The sequence below is a fragment of the Rossellomorea yichunensis genome (assembly GCF_032337515.1).
GTDB classification, from domain to species: Bacteria; Bacillota; Bacilli; order Bacillales; family Bacillaceae_B; genus Rossellomorea; species Rossellomorea yichunensis.
The window spans coordinates 318,821-332,628 of the sequence record NZ_JAVYAD010000002.1; the positions used below are offsets into that span (position 1 = coordinate 318,821).

Annotated in this window: 18 protein-coding genes; 4 read left to right on the forward strand and 14 right to left on the reverse strand. The window is 39.8% G+C overall.

Going from position 1 to position 13,808, the window contains the following annotated elements:
• Window positions 1–53 precede the first annotated feature (53 nt).
• The 4 genes from RSX31_RS06095 to deoD form a co-directional block, all read right to left on the reverse strand.
• On the reverse strand, window positions 54–1,514 hold the full coding sequence (locus tag RSX31_RS06095; protein ID WP_315633870.1) for a lmo1851 family serine protease: 1,461 nt from the start codon (window positions 1,512–1,514) through the stop codon (window positions 54–56).
• A 120-nt stretch (window positions 1,515–1,634) separates the two neighbouring features.
• Complete coding sequence (locus RSX31_RS06100; RefSeq protein WP_148969362.1) at window positions 1,635–2,222, reverse strand: YitT family protein; 588 nt, start codon at window positions 2,220–2,222, stop codon at window positions 1,635–1,637.
• A gap of 172 nt (window positions 2,223–2,394) precedes the next feature.
• Window positions 2,395–3,252, reverse strand: a complete 858-nt coding sequence (locus RSX31_RS06105) for a M15 family metallopeptidase (protein ID WP_315633872.1) — start codon at window positions 3,250–3,252, stop codon at window positions 2,395–2,397.
• 148 nt (window positions 3,253–3,400) lie between these two features.
• A complete protein-coding gene (deoD, locus tag RSX31_RS06110; RefSeq protein WP_113970961.1) occupies window positions 3,401–4,105 on the reverse strand; it encodes a purine-nucleoside phosphorylase in 705 nt (234 codons plus the stop codon).
• A gap of 130 nt (window positions 4,106–4,235) precedes the next feature.
• Between deoD and RSX31_RS06115 the strand changes: the two genes are divergently transcribed.
• Window positions 4,236–4,358 (forward strand): hypothetical protein, encoded by a 123-nt coding sequence (locus tag RSX31_RS06115; RefSeq protein WP_262371772.1) that lies wholly within the window; start codon window positions 4,236–4,238, stop codon window positions 4,356–4,358.
• 17 nt (window positions 4,359–4,375) lie between these two features.
• A complete protein-coding gene (locus RSX31_RS06120) occupies window positions 4,376–4,519 on the forward strand; it encodes a hypothetical protein (RefSeq protein WP_187443262.1) in 144 nt (47 codons plus the stop codon).
• A gap of 77 nt (window positions 4,520–4,596) precedes the next feature.
• Here the strand turns inward: RSX31_RS06120 and RSX31_RS06125 are convergent, their stop codons facing one another.
• From RSX31_RS06125 to RSX31_RS06135, 3 genes are all read right to left on the reverse strand, one after another.
• Window positions 4,597–4,917, reverse strand: a complete 321-nt coding sequence (locus RSX31_RS06125) for a YodL domain-containing protein (protein WP_315633876.1) — start codon at window positions 4,915–4,917, stop codon at window positions 4,597–4,599.
• Window positions 4,918–5,013: 96 nt separating this feature from the next.
• Window positions 5,014–5,784, reverse strand: coding sequence for a sporulation protein (locus RSX31_RS06130; protein WP_148969365.1), 771 nt, complete (start codon window positions 5,782–5,784; stop codon window positions 5,014–5,016).
• A gap of 17 nt (window positions 5,785–5,801) precedes the next feature.
• Window positions 5,802–6,605 carry a serine/threonine protein kinase gene (locus tag RSX31_RS06135; protein ID WP_148969366.1) on the reverse strand — a complete coding sequence of 268 codons (804 nt, stop codon included), beginning with the start codon at window positions 6,603–6,605 and terminating at the stop codon, window positions 5,802–5,804.
• A 290-nt stretch (window positions 6,606–6,895) separates the two neighbouring features.
• Between RSX31_RS06135 and RSX31_RS06140 the strand changes: the two genes are divergently transcribed.
• Window positions 6,896–7,987: a DUF2515 family protein gene (locus RSX31_RS06140; protein ID WP_315633879.1), complete on the forward strand. Its 1,092-nt coding sequence runs from the start codon at window positions 6,896–6,898 to the stop codon at window positions 7,985–7,987.
• Between the two features lie 127 nt (window positions 7,988–8,114).
• Here RSX31_RS06140 and RSX31_RS06145 read toward each other — a convergent pair whose 3' ends face one another.
• The gene (locus tag RSX31_RS06145; RefSeq protein ID WP_148969368.1) at window positions 8,115–8,291 is read right to left on the reverse strand and encodes a YozD family protein; all 177 of its coding nucleotides are present in this window, start codon (window positions 8,289–8,291) and stop codon (window positions 8,115–8,117) included.
• A gap of 123 nt (window positions 8,292–8,414) precedes the next feature.
• Between RSX31_RS06145 and RSX31_RS06150 the strand changes: the two genes are divergently transcribed.
• Complete coding sequence (locus tag RSX31_RS06150; protein WP_187443263.1) at window positions 8,415–8,585, forward strand: hypothetical protein; 171 nt, start codon at window positions 8,415–8,417, stop codon at window positions 8,583–8,585.
• Here the strand turns inward: RSX31_RS06150 and RSX31_RS06155 are convergent.
• The 6 genes from RSX31_RS06155 to RSX31_RS06180 all read right to left on the reverse strand — a co-directional run bounded on the left by RSX31_RS06155 (window position 8,569) and on the right by RSX31_RS06180 (window position 13,799).
• On the reverse strand, window positions 8,569–9,228 hold the full coding sequence (locus RSX31_RS06155; RefSeq protein ID WP_148969369.1) for a hypothetical protein: 660 nt from the start codon (window positions 9,226–9,228) through the stop codon (window positions 8,569–8,571). The two genes, RSX31_RS06150 and RSX31_RS06155, sit on opposite strands and share 17 nt — an antisense overlap.
• Before the next feature lie 137 nt (window positions 9,229–9,365).
• On the reverse strand, window positions 9,366–9,590 hold the full coding sequence (locus RSX31_RS06160; RefSeq protein ID WP_148969370.1) for a YozE family protein: 225 nt from the start codon (window positions 9,588–9,590) through the stop codon (window positions 9,366–9,368).
• A gap of 105 nt (window positions 9,591–9,695) precedes the next feature.
• A complete protein-coding gene (locus tag RSX31_RS06165; protein ID WP_148969371.1) occupies window positions 9,696–9,986 on the reverse strand; it encodes a YokU family protein in 291 nt (96 codons plus the stop codon).
• A complete protein-coding gene (gene kamA / locus RSX31_RS06170) occupies window positions 9,979–11,406 on the reverse strand; it encodes a lysine 2,3-aminomutase (RefSeq protein ID WP_315633883.1) in 1,428 nt (475 codons plus the stop codon). The genes RSX31_RS06165 and kamA overlap by 8 nt, the downstream gene beginning before the upstream one ends.
• Window positions 11,407–11,497: 91 nt before the next feature.
• Window positions 11,498–12,331: a putative beta-lysine N-acetyltransferase gene (gene ablB, locus RSX31_RS06175; protein ID WP_315633885.1), complete on the reverse strand. Its 834-nt coding sequence runs from the start codon at window positions 12,329–12,331 to the stop codon at window positions 11,498–11,500.
• A gap of 202 nt (window positions 12,332–12,533) precedes the next feature.
• Entirely contained in the window at window positions 12,534–13,799 is a 1,266-nt protein-coding gene (locus RSX31_RS06180; protein WP_282138999.1) for a peptidase, read from the reverse strand.
• Window positions 13,800–13,808 lie beyond the last annotated feature (9 nt).

The window sequence follows — 13,808 nt, forward strand, 5'->3', positions numbered from 1 at the left end:
AAACCAATAGCCAAAAAAAAAAGATCTCAGGTACTTCACCTGAGATCTTCCACTTAATTATTTTTGTTTAATTCTTCGATCGCTTTTTTCACTTGCGGATCGTTTTCTTTTAGTTTATCTCGAAGATTGGACATAAGCTTAACCGTCGTTTCAGCATTTAACGTTCCAGTTACCTCTAGTTCATTCTTTTCCTGGAACTGCTTAACCGCTTTTGTCGTATCTTCATCGTAATATCCATCAACGTTTCCTGGATTCAAGTCCAGTGCATTCAGCATTTGCTCTGCTGTTTTCACCTGATCGGATAGGTCTGATTCCTTTAGTTCCTTTTCAGGATTGATGTATGGAAGCTTCGCATATTCCGGCATCTTCACTTCAATATCGGGAGTGACCCCCTTTTCATGAATCCAATTGCCATCCGGCGTTAACCATTTAGCAGTTGTAAACTTCATGTTTGATCCATCTTGGAAGGTTTCGGCTGTTTGGACCGTTCCCTTACCAAAGGTTTTCGTTCCAACAAGGGGTATATCGTTTGACTCACTTACAGCAGCTGCTAAGATTTCGGCAGCACTTGCGCTTCCACCATCAACAAGAACAGCAGTTGGCACATCTACCTTCTGCCCTGATTCGGAAACATACTTCTCCACTTTACCGTTGCTGTCTTCTACTTGGAATAAAACTTCACCTTCAGGAACAAACAAGTTAGAGATTTTCACAGCTTGATCAAGTAATCCACCGGGATTTTGTCTTAAATCAAGAACAAGTTTTTTCATCCCTTTATCGTTCATGTCATTTAAAGCTTCCGTTAATTCTTTATACGTACTCTCCGAAAAGCTCGTAATTTGAATTTCAGCTACACCATTTTCTTTCATTTCTGCATAAACCGTTTCAATTGGAATTTCATCCCTAGTAATGGTTACTTGCATTGGCTTATCCTGACCTGGTCGCTGAATGGTCAATGTAACCTTTGTCCCTTTTTCACCTCGGATGAGTAGAACCGCATCGGTGACAGACATTCCTTGTATACTTTTGTCATCCACTTTCGTGATTGTATCGTTCGGCTGTAATCCGGCTTTCTCTGCCGGAGAACCTTTTATGGGAGAAACGATGGATATGTATCCTTCTTTCTCTTGTATTTCTGCACCGATTCCTTCGAAAGAAGAAGAGATGCTTTCCTGGAATTTTTCAGCTTCTTCTACATTCATATAATCAGAATAAGGATCTCCCACACTGTCAAGCATCCCATTAATAGCACCGTTTACTAAGGTGTCCTGATCAAGGTCTTTAAAGTAATTTTCATTTAACTTATCATACGCTTCATAAAGTTTTTGAAACTCTGAACGTTCGGTTACTCCTACATTTACTGCCTTCTCGTCTCCAAACGCCAGTGCAAATGTTGTAATTCCTGCAGTTGCAAATACAAGGAAAAACAAAAGCATTACAAATTTAAACTTCTTCATTTTTATAAAACTTGAATGGGTTTCTTGTTGTGATTGATCTGTCTTATCTTGTTCCAAAGCTTTCCACCACTTTCGTTGCTATGTATCTTGTGTGAATTTACCGACTACACTATCACGAAACAGCTATATGAGCAATCTTCCAACTCATAGCTTCTTTATTCTATCAGCTTTTCAATATTAACGAAAGGAAAATCCATTGTCATGATTATGATGTGTCAAAATCGTTGTAAAAAACCCTACTGTACTGACAGCAAATAAAGAATATAAGAAAGACTCCGTACCGATGATCGGCCAGCCAACCACTAGCACGATGCTATCAAAAGCAAAAATTAATTTCCCTACATTCATTTGAAAGCTTTTTCCAATCAGTTGAGCCAATAAATCAGACCCTCCCGTGGCGGAGTTCCCTTTTAACATAAGGCCGATCCCAATACCAACAAATGTCCCTCCTAAGAATGCGCTCATAAGCGGGGGAAGAGTGAGGATATTCTTCCAATGATGAAAAAAATCTATCATTAACGAGGATAACCAGAGACCGTGAATACTATTATAAAAAAGTTTTCTGTCCACAAAAAAAGCCAGCATATATAACGGCACACTCAGTAAGATAATCGTGAGACCCGGCTTAAAACCAAACCAGTAATGAGCAATAAGACCAATCCCGATCATACCCCCGTCCAGGAAATGATGCGGCACGAAAAAAAGATTGATGCCGATCCCTACAAACACACTTCCTATGATAATAATGCTAAAAGTCCTCAACATACGTTTCACCCGCTCACCTCAAACTGGGACAGCCCCTATTATTGTTGTATGTGAACTCTTGAGAAAACAGAACAACCCCAGGGCGTAATGATCGAATAACAGACGCCATTATATATCACAATTCACAAAGAAAAGGGTCAGAAGCCAAAAGCCCCTAACCCTTGAAAAACCATTATATCTTTTTGACATTATTGAAATATTCCTCTAAAGACCAATCGTTTTCATGAATGACTTTAGCTGTATCCTTACCAACATACCTGAAATGCCAAGGCTCATACTGGTAGTGTGTAATTGAGACCTTATCTTCTGGATAACGAAGGATGAACCCATATTTATAGGCGTTTTCAGCAAGCCATTTCCCTTCCTTCGTATCGGCAAATTCAATATTTACCTGGAAGTTATTACTTTGGCTTGAAATATCCATGGCTAATCCGGATTGATGCTCACTTTGTCCTGGAGGTGCCACGGCCATAACGGCTTTTTCTTCTCCGAATTGAGCAATTTCTCTTTCCAGCAGCATTTTTTGATATTCATATGAACGATAACCTGAAATAGCCGTTAGTAAAATTCCTTGTGATTTGGCGTCAGCGAACATTTCCTCCAACTGTACTGCCGCTTCTTTACGAAGATACGCCTTTTCAAGTTCTTGATTACCAAATACAAATGGAACATTTGGGCGAACCAAATCAGTTGGTTTATATTCATCTAATGCGTATTCCTTATTTACAAGCGCTAAAAGGTTGGAGGGATTTTGAATCACTTGTTTTCCATCCACTACTTTCACATCATTAAAGTATTGAGACTCTAATTGTAGTTCAGGGGGAACCCCTTCTTCCTCTGAAGTGGGAGTCTGTTCTTGTTCCGACTGTTCATCCTGCTCAGGTTGATTTCCTGGAGTTTGCTGCTTAGGTTCTTCTTCTTTCGTTTCTTGTTTGTTCTGGCCAAATAAATTCTCTGACCAATCTTGTACTTGTGAACACCCCGATAACATAATCAAGGAAGCAGCCGTTACGAAGATGATCTTTTTCATACTTTCACCTAGTTTCTCTAAAATGTTTCCATCCAACATCTTATCATGTAATAAGATTTCTGTAAGCAGGATATACTTCACAAAATGAAAAACTGCCTATAAACCCGGAAGTGGGAATGTAAGCAGTTTCTTTTGATCGTAAATGGATCTACTCTTGAATAGCGGCTTCCAATGCAACTTCGATCATTTCATTAAAAGTTGTTTGACGCTCATCTGCTGTCGTTTCTTCACCTGTTAATATATGATCACTGACTGTAAGTACAGATAGTGCATTGCGTCCATATTTTGAAGCTAATGTATATAGAGCTGACGTTTCCATTTCAATTGCCAGAATGCCGTATTGAGCCCATTTTTCGTGCTCTGCATTGTCATTGTAGAACATGTCTGCAGTAAATACATTTCCGACCTTTAAGTTAAGGCCTTTTTCCACGCCGGCATCATAAGCCCTTTTAAGTAAATCAAAGTTAGCTGTGGGTGCATAGTCAATCCCGTTAAACGTTAATCGGTTCATTTGAGAATCGGTTGATGAAGTCATAGCCAGAATGACGTCTCGAACCTTAACATCCTTTTGGATAGCACCGCAAGTACCTACACGGATCAGGTTTTGTACGTTATAGCTTTGCATCAATTCGTTGATATAAATGGAAATGGATGGTACGCCCATGCCTGTCCCTTGAACTGAAATTCTTTTCCCTTTATATGTCCCAGTGTATCCAAACATATTACGAACTTCATTATAACATGTTGGGTTTTCCAGAAATGTTTCTGCAATGTACTTTGCTCTTAGTGGATCTCCTGGTAATAAAACCGTTTCTGCTATTTCATTTTCTTTTGCATTAATATGTATACTCAATTTCATTTTCCTCCTAACAAGTCTGTTGAAACACCATTGTAATCCTTTTTTATTTCTTATGCAACGCTTGAAAATGGAAGGATAGAATGCAGTGTATGGGGTCAAACTAACGACAGAAGGAGGGATTCACATGGCTAAAGAAAAAATGAGTAAAAAGCTGAAGCAAGCAGTTCAGCATGCAAATGAAACAAACCCTTCTACCCGTACAGGGACACAACCTAACTCTTCAAGAACTGAAAGACTTAAATCATAACGGGGAGGATGATTTCTATGGGAAAAAAACACCGAAACAGAATCAATGCTCCTAAGAAAAATAACCATATCCCAAAAGAAGCACTGGATGCAGAGCACAATGCACATGCAAAGGAAAATTCAGCTCAGAACCGGAAAAACGGTCCGGGTAATCACATATAGATATTGCCAATAAAATAAAGGAAAGAATCTATCTTAACTCTATGAAAGATTCTTTCCTTTTTTCCGTTGTTTCATATTTAATGAATCAAGATCCTGTTCACTCTTTTCCATCCATTCGGCTGAAGGCGATAATAATAATGACCCCTCCGCCCCTCGTCAATAAAGATAATATCACGTGTAGCAATGTACCTGCCCTGATAATCCTTAGGAACCAAATCAGGTACGTTAAATGTTCTGAACGCTTTATACAGGGCTTCTTCATGATTATTTGCTTCAACCGAGATTCGATACACCTTTTCATAGCCTTTATCCTCTCCATACTTTGGAGTTTGGAAAATGGTCATGTCATAGTTCGATCTCAAAATCTTGGGACGAATGATTTTTTCAAGTAAAGGCATGAGCACCCCTCCGTCATTATGTTGTACTCATACTATTACACAAAGACGTTGTCGAATCCTTCATGGAAACATAGGAATCTTTGTCGAATCGAGCCATTAAGCGAATTTATTTATCACATCTTTCAGTTTAGATGAGAGATGGGGAATATCTGACGTTCTTATTGTCAGTTTGACCATGGATTCGTCCATTTCAAGAGCTTCTGCTAAAAACCCACCTAACCCTCTTGCCCGTCGATCCACTTCCATGAGCAAATCCACCTGTTCTTCCGATTGATTCAGGAACATCACTTCAAGTTCATCTAATTTTCGCTGATATGGACCATCAACCGGTACGAATTCGAATTCCTGTATGAATGGGTAGCGGCCTCTGTAACGGCGTGGTGCCTGCTCGCATTCAACCTTACGAATCCTGAAGCCCAGTTCCTGAACTGATGTGAGCACCGCATTCGTCAATTCATTCGGTATGATTTCTATATAATCTTTGTCTTTAGGGTCAACTGCATTTTTAATATCCAAGCCGGTAGCTACCCACACCCTTGTATTCCCATACGTGATTGGGGTTTCAAATGGCAAGGTAAAAGTAAAAGGAAACTCTTTCTTTTCATTTTCGCCGATGGTAAAAGGATCGGATATTTGCACTTTTTGAATGGGTGCATAGTCAGTATACTTTTTGTCATCTGATTCACGAATATATGTAGTAAAGAGAGTTAAATAGATAGAATCGATGTTTTGATCTGCGCTCCCTCCTGTAATTTCTACTATACCCTTTGCTGTTTCACCTGCTTGATAGCTTGATTTTTCTAATTTTGTATCTACTGTAGCTGCTCCGATTCCAATTGAAGCAAACACTTTGTTAAAAAAAGACATATGATTTTCCTCCTCGATTATCTTTCTTGTCGTGTATCAATCACTCGGGATAATTCCTCCAGAATCTCCTCAGCGTCCGTAAACCCGGAATCAATCTGCAGAAGTCTTCTGATCACCATCCTCGTATCATGATGAATGGTAAGTTCTTCTTCCCAGCTTCTTTCCTTTTTCATCGTCGGTTCATACGAAGAATACAATAAAAATAACAGAAAATGCCCGATTGCGTAGAAATCACTCTTCTTCGATTTATCCCTCATATAATCCTTATGTTTCCCTGGGCCAGTTTCTGATGTTGCATTCATTTCACAAGCAAGACCAAAGTCTACTATTTGAAGCGTTCCATGATCAAGTAGAATATTAGGGATCCTTAAGTCTCGATGAACGTATCCATTTTCATGGATCCATTGAACCAAGATGACCAATTGTACACCTAACTTTAGTGATTCTCCCTCCGAGTATGTTTTTCCTTCCTTGAAAATTAACTCTTCAAATGTTTGACCGTGCATTTTTTCCATTACGAAATAAGGGGTCTTCCTATACTCACCTGTTGTATAAACGGATGGAAACCGGGGATGAGATAAAGTTTGTAGTGCATTAATTTCATTTTGAACATATTGGACGTGATTAGAAAATAACTTTTTGTAAGGGCGAATTCTTTTTAATATGGCTTCTTTTCCACTTGAGTGGTCGATGACCGAGTAAGTTGTACCATAGCTTCCTTTTCCAACTAATCTATTGATATGGTAGCCATTGATGTTTTCTCCAGGGTTCCACGGCTGCTCAAAGCCATCGATCAGTCTGCGAAAAAGCGTGTGTAGCATAACCCGTTTCCTCTCACTCCATCAACTGCTAAAAAAGCTGGAAAAAAAGCTTTTACTCTTATGCTTCTTATAATGCTGATGTCCAAAATGTTTATGTTTAGGTGATTTATACTTTTTCCACGCATCACTGGAGCTGTATCGATGATGTTTCGAACCTAACAGACTTTTGATTATTTTCCTTAACATAAGCAAACCTCCCAAAATGTTACTTATCCACTTGTATTACTATATACGTTTCATTTAGAAATTAGTTTCAAACATAAAAAAATATCTTGGTGGAGCGTGATCCCTTGACCTTTTCACCGTTTCAGAAGTTTTTAAACCTTATTAAGACCGGAAACAATGACCATACGCGGCCACTTCTTAAAGAGAAATCTATTTGCGAACTTTATAACATAGCCATCCAAGAGCCTGCTCCGATTGTTAATTTCCCTCAGGATCTTGAACTGTACGAACGTATTATGATGAAAGTAAAGGATGCTAATCTCAATAACGTTACAAGAACTGCATGTTACATTGATTTTTTCAAGAAGCACCCTGAAATCCACTGGTCGTTTCTTGCTCATATGGTATCCAGGAATGCCGGCTATCATATGACTGACCTTCGAAATAATCTGCTTTCACACGTCTTGTCCAAAAAAGGGCAAAATGCGTTTTTCTCATTCCTCGAGTTGTGTAACGCAGCCATATTTCAAGATGCGTATCCTCAACTATTACTATATGAACAGTGGAAAAGAACGGGGCATGCTTCTTTTCATCTTCTCAAAAAATTCAACGTTTCCATTTTCATGAAAAGTATATGGAATGATTATCTCACAACGGGTAATGAACAAGTTTTAACCATAGGGCTCATCATGAATGAACAGCATATGATTCAAAAGAGAATATTAACGGGTATGAAGAAATCAATTGGAGTGGAAGAATGGCTTTTCCTATTGCAGGATCGATTGGAATTTGCTTCTATTCTCTTCCCGTATGGAAAACATTCCCCCTTCTCTCTTGCCGGGCTTTCTCTATCCCACTTTGAACAGGTTAATCGCAGAATTCTGTTTGGCAAGAAGTTATACGGAATTTTATTTCATCGCTCTGTCTTCCCTTCCTCATACTCATATGCGATTCACCATTCCCACAGCGGCTCGAGAGCAGATTACTGGCCACACGTATATTCCAAAGAAGATAAAAAAACTCGTCTATATAGTCCCACTCTATCTTCTGCTTGGGATAACATGCCTTCTTTCACAATCTCTCCGTCTGACTGGTTTGCTGACCAGCCGATCGAAGTGATGGCACCTCTAATGACGATGGTGATACCTGATCGCTTTTCTATGACAAAAAAGTGGAAAGGGTTGACCTCAATTCTTGTGAATCTAAAGAGGGATTAACTCAAAATAAAGTGCCTTCATGTTTTTCTGTAACCCGAAAAACATGACAGGCACTTAAGAGTTAATCCCCATTATGTGAAAGGACATTCCTTACGATGTGATTTCCAATTCGATGGTTGAAAAGATTCTATACATCTTCTTCCCATTCTTCATCAATGATACATTTGGCAATCAGATACTCGAATGTGATATCCGCTATTTCTTCAAGCTCATCTTCTGACGGTACATATCCTCTTTGAACGAGTTCTTTCATGAAGAACTCGGCAATTTCCTCGGTGTCGATAAAGACTTCTATCTCCCGCATGTGATCGCCCCCTTTGATTCTCAATTTATGACAGAACTCTTCCAGTTATGCTATGAGAAAAAAGTTTTCATAAGACTTAAGAGACAAGCATAGACTTTATCATCAAAGATAAGGAGCGATTCGATGTTAAGCACATTTACTCAAAAAACGAAAACGATATTAAAAGATTTAGAAAATGGTGAGGGAATGATTGTTTCAGGAATGCAGTGGATTCTTCGGGTTGTATTGCTTTCATTTTTAATTATAAGCGTTCCGGTTTTTCTGTATATCATGTGGCTTATTCCTTCTCTTTAACAATAGATTGTGAGTTTGTATGAGTTCTCAATTGTTCTAGCACATAGTCCATCTTATTCTTATATTTAGTATCTTCAAAGAGAAGATACAGTGCTTTGTAATCATTATAATGATCCAGAAGCTGATCAATCCAACTCGGCTTTGGGTGAGCAGGTGAACGAAGCGATTTTATTTTGCCTTCTTTTTTCTGCGGAAATACGAATCCGTATTTCTTAATAAAGGCTTCTGCTTGCTCTTCATCTGCAACTAAGGTGATTTCATCTTCGTCTGCTTCTAACCACTCTCCATCTGTAATTCTCATTAACTCATAAATGACGTCTTCCCAGGCATCGTCCTTATAACGCCATATTTCTGTCCTGAAGCCAACCACTTTAAAGAGATCCTCTTCATACCCCTTAACGATAACAAGATCTCCGAATAGAAATTTATATTCAATATCGATCTGTTCCTGTTCAAAAATGTATCCATCATAAGAATCAAGCAATTCTAATGCTTTCTCCTTGAAAAGCCCTTCACTTTCGTTTACCTCATATAAAAACTCACCATCGAGTTTTTTAATATCGGTGATTTTCCCGACAGTACCATAGATTGTTACGACTACCGTTTCTCCAACTCTGAATCTAGGCTCTTTTCGTTTCTTCATTCTCCCCTCACCCTTAATCGCCTTTTTTATATGATATGCAACAACAAGCATATCGGTATACACGAAAAGCCTTTTTAAAAAAGGACCGACATTTGTTTTGAACAAATGTCAGTCCATTGGCTTTAAGGATTATTTGGTTAAACTTTTTCTTCTAATAAATAGGCGTCCCATGCCATATCGAAAATGGACATATTTTCAAGATAATGACCATTCATTTCAAGGTAAGAACTAATCTCATGGTATTGTTTTGATTGTTTAGGAAAGCTATGATCATCATAAGCTGAATTTGCGAAATGAGTTAATTCATCCTTGGCAGTAGGCTGCCTATATTTCATTAAATAATGATAAAAGGATTTTCTCACCTGTTCCACCTACCCTTGTTGTTTCTTTTCTAAAAGGATAGCCGAAGAAGATGAATTCGTAAAGTGTTTGCTATACGGAAGTACATTTACCAGAATGATCCACGGTTAAAATCGAAAGTAATTTTTCTTTAGTAGACGGGGAAGTTCCATTAAATCTGTGTACGTGATCACTTTATCGATTAAATTGGTGTCGATTAACATAAGCTGGTCTTCTATTTCATTGATGACCGCTTCTTCCTGATACTCCATTCCACAATGACTGCAGCTCATACTGGGGACATTCGAGATTTGAATCGCTCTAGTACCATCGGGGAGCTCCCAATACACGTTCGATTGATCCTCATGAGCTGTCTCTCCTTCACACCATTCGCATATTTTCGCCTTATTTTTATCCATTGATGGTTTTTTCCTTATCATCATTTTTATCTTGTTCCATTTTTGATAGCATCGCTTTATGCTTCTTTTCTTTAAGCTGATCTCTCTTTCCTCTGAAGTCCTTAAGGGAATTGTGATCCGGATTTTCCTGATATTCCTTTCGACGTTCCAAACGCTTAAGTCCGCTCGGGGTGAGGGAAGAATGGGTTTGATTCATCAAGCCGGCAATTCCAATGGTAGATTCTTTAATCTCTTCATCATGATACACTTCTTTAAAATAATCATCTGCCCTGCCCGCTACGTATTCTTCAGGTTCCGGATAGGTTGAGATGACTCCTTCAAAATTACGGACGACCACTTTAGAAGCACTTTGAGAAATAAGATAATTCGGTTGAAGGGAAATTTTCCCTCCACCACCAGGGGCATCCAACACAAAGGTAGGTACGGCATAGCCGGATGTATGTCCCCTTAAGCCTTCAATAATCTCCAGTCCTTTGGAAACAGGTGCCCGGAAGTGGCCGATTCCTTCTGATAAGTCACATTGATAAATATAGTATGGACGTACCCTGATCTTAACAAGGTCGTGCATAAGCTTTTTCATAATAGGCACACTGTCGTTTATACCGGCGAGAATAACCGCTTGATTCCCTACAGGAACCCCAGCATTTACGAGCATCTCACACGCTTTCTTGGACTCTTCCGTAATTTCGATCGATGTATTGAAGTGAGTATTCAACCACACGGGATGATATTTCTTCAGGATATTACACAGGTTCTCGGTAATCCGCTGTGGAAACACTACGGGCGCCCTCGTTCCAATCCGGATGATTTCGACATGTGGAATCTCTCTTAAATTCTTTAAGATGTATTCAAGAATCTGGTCATTAATCAGTAGACCATCCCCACCCGACAGCAGTACATCTCTTACACTGGAAGTATCCCGGATATATTCAATGGCCGCATCAAGTTGCTTCTTTGGTACGCCCATTCCAATTTGTCCCGAAAACCTTCTTCTCGTACAGTAACGGCAGTACATGGAGCATTGATTGGTTACGAGAAATAACACTCTGTCAGGATATCTGTGCGTCAATCCAGGAACAGGGGAATCTTCATCTTCATGTAAAGGATCCTCCAGGTCATACTTCGTTTTATGAATTTCCTGTCCAATCGGAACGGATTGCATCCGGATAGGGCATCGCGCGTCATCCTCATTCATCAACCATGCATAATAAGGAGTAATATTAAGCGGGATCGTTTTGGTCGAAATCTTTACACCTTCCTCTTCATCCGGTGTCAGGTTTACCACTTTCTTTAGGTCATCAAGGGTTCTGATGGTGTTTGTCAGCTGCCATAGCCAATTATTCCATTGTTCATCCGTAACGTCTTTCCAGAGCTCAATATCCTTCCAATCCCTTTTCGGTTTATAGAGATTCATTTTCATCTACTCCACCAACTTTCAAAAAAGTATCTTTCAATCAGGAACAGAACTATACATTAGCCTATGAAATAGAATCCCAATCGGTTTTCATCTTTTACATTACACTTAAATCTTTTTCCCAAATGTTCATATCTTCCATTTTGTCGAAGATGATGCAATTGTTCGCCAGTCTTCCGCCGTATCGATATCCAAGCTGATGGAATACCGCATTCATACCAAATGAAAGTGCCCTGGCAATCGTATAGGTACAGAAAATGTCGCGGTTAAGCAGTTCCCATTCCAACTTTCGGATCAGATGTTTCATATACCCGCCTTTTCGATAGGAAGAGCGTGTAGCACAATCCGTCAATTCGGCGTTCTTAAAGGTTGAGGACACATCGGCGGAAGCAGCACTGATGATTCTTCCTTCCTCCTCGATATAAACAAAGATTGTCCCACTTTTCATTGACTCTCTCACATAGTCGGGATTGTGTAATGGTACAGGATATAACTTAAATACTTCCTGATAAAGGTCGGCCAACTGCCCTGCATGCTCTTCGGTCGCGACGGAAATCGGTATAGAACCTTCGCTTTCATGTCTACCGAGCTCCTGGACGGATTGAAGAATGGCATCCTCATCCCTCCAGTACGAGCTATTTCTTCTTTCATCTGTTAAAAACTTACTCATAAAAAAAGCTTTATCCCCATTAAAGTATGCGTTTACTCCCCCCTCCAAGATGAAACCTTTTTCGAATAAATAGAGAGATTGATCCCTTCTTGCTTTCACAATTACCTTTTCATAAAGATTGGACTGAGTTTCCTTCTTCACATACTCCCACAATAATACCGGGTTGCCTCTAAACTCATCCACCCGCAGCCTTCTGTTATAGCCATCTTTATAAATAGCAGCTTCTATCTTCGGTTTTTTAATATATTCGTATGTCTGCATTCTTATAAGCCCCTTTTTTACCAACATATGAAGTGATAAGGTAAGTTATGAAACAAACCATTATAAAAAGGAACAACCTATGTCTTAAATCATGAGGGTTGTTCCTTCTGTGGATGATATGAAGTTAATAAACATTGAAGCTGACCAACGGTATGTGAAAGGGTAAATATCATTTATTACTCTATACCCGTAAACAGGAAAATTATGACTCTTTATTACACCAATCCAAAATAAATAAGGAAAGTATTTCAGCAGTCTGATAGATTTTATTCAATTCGATGTATTCGTTTGCGTCATGAGCCACTTCAGTTGTTCCAGGACCAAATACGACGACCGGAATATTCCCTCCCCTAGATAAGATTCCACCATCCGTTCCCCAGGGAGAGGCTTCGATGATTGGGGTGGTTTCCAATACTTCATTGGCATGATAGCAAAGCTTTTCCACTAATTCATGCTCACAGGAAAGGTCCCCCGGCTGCCATCTTCCACCAAACCATTCGATTTCCACAGGATGACGATCAAACCATGAATCAACCTTATCCATCTTAGAGAGGGCATCTTCTACCTCTTTTTCTACTTGTTGTAAGGACTCCCATGGTCCAACCCCCACCCTTCCCTCAATGATAGCAAGATCAGGAACGGAGGATGGCCACTTCCCGCTTTCAATTCTTCCAATATTGATGGGTAATGGAATGGGAATATTTCTATACAAAGGATCATCCACCCTCTTGTTTCTGGATAATTCCAGTTCTTGAAGAGTTTGAATGACGGTATAGGCTTTATCAATAGCGTTTACCCCTTCATACCTGGTGCCCCCATGTGCCGATTTCCCTCTTACTTTCAGGCGGAACCACATGGATCCCTGTTGCTTCGGAAAGATCTTCATGTTGGTGGGTTCGGGAATAATGGCAGCATCTGCTTTGTACCCTCTCACTAAGGCGGCAAGGGTCCCGGTCCCGCCACTTTCCTCCTCTATCACACTTTGAAAGAGGATATCACCTTTCAGTGGGATGTTTAACTCCTTCACGATTTCCAATGCAAGGAGTAAAGCAACAGATCCCCCCTTCATATCGGTTGACCCTCTTCCGTAAAGCTTTCCTTCTTCAATCACACCACCGTATGGGTCATATGTCCAATTCTCCCTGTCTCCTTCCGGTACGACATCGATGTGTCCATTTAAGAGGAGACTCCTGCCCCCACCTGTTCCTTTTAACACACCGACTACATTTGGGTTGCCTTCGAAGTTCTCACGATCACATCGATAAAAAGGATGGTCCAACACATCCGATTCTTTCACTTCCCAAATGTCCAACTCCAAGCCAAGCTTCCGGCATTTCTCGATGACAATCGCCTGGGCCTTAGATTCATTGCCCCTGACACTATCTTCCTGCACTAACCTTTGCAGGAGCTTGATTGTACTTTTCTTTTTTTCTTCTATTATTTTCTTGATGAGACGGTGAGTTTCCAAATCGGTTCC

Coding starts and splice junctions, on each gene's coding strand:
- RSX31_RS06145 (WP_148969368.1), bottom strand. CDS start 8,291: ATGCGGGAGATAGAAGTCTTTATCGACACCGAGGAAATTGCCGAGTTC.
- RSX31_RS06155 (WP_148969369.1), bottom strand. CDS start 9,228: ATGAAGAAACGAAAAGAGCCTAGATTCAGAGTTGGAGAAACGGTAGTC.
- RSX31_RS06120 (WP_187443262.1), top strand. CDS start 4,376: ATGGGAAAAAAACACCGAAACAGAATCAATGCTCCTAAGAAAAATAAC.
- RSX31_RS06100 (WP_148969362.1), bottom strand. CDS start 2,222: ATGTTGAGGACTTTTAGCATTATTATCATAGGAAGTGTGTTTGTAGGG.
- RSX31_RS06125 (WP_315633876.1), bottom strand. CDS start 4,917: ATGCCTTTACTTGAAAAAATCATTCGTCCCAAGATTTTGAGATCGAAC.
- RSX31_RS06105 (WP_315633872.1), bottom strand. CDS start 3,252: ATGAAAAAGATCATCTTCGTAACGGCTGCTTCCTTGATTATGTTATCG.
- RSX31_RS06115 (WP_262371772.1), top strand. CDS start 4,236: ATGGCTAAAGAAAAAATGAGTAAAAAGCTGAAGCAAGCAGTTCAGCAT.
- RSX31_RS06130 (WP_148969365.1), bottom strand. CDS start 5,784: ATGTCTTTTTTTAACAAAGTGTTTGCTTCAATTGGAATCGGAGCAGCT.
- kamA (WP_315633883.1), bottom strand. CDS start 11,406: ATGAAAATGAATCTCTATAAACCGAAAAGGGATTGGAAGGATATTGAG.
- RSX31_RS06135 (WP_148969366.1), bottom strand. CDS start 6,605: ATGCTACACACGCTTTTTCGCAGACTGATCGATGGCTTTGAGCAGCCG.
- RSX31_RS06150 (WP_187443263.1), top strand. CDS start 8,415: ATGTTAAGCACATTTACTCAAAAAACGAAAACGATATTAAAAGATTTA.
- RSX31_RS06165 (WP_148969371.1), bottom strand. CDS start 9,986: ATGGATAAAAATAAGGCGAAAATATGCGAATGGTGTGAAGGAGAGACA.
- ablB (WP_315633885.1), bottom strand. CDS start 12,331: ATGCAGACATACGAATATATTAAAAAACCGAAGATAGAAGCTGCTATT.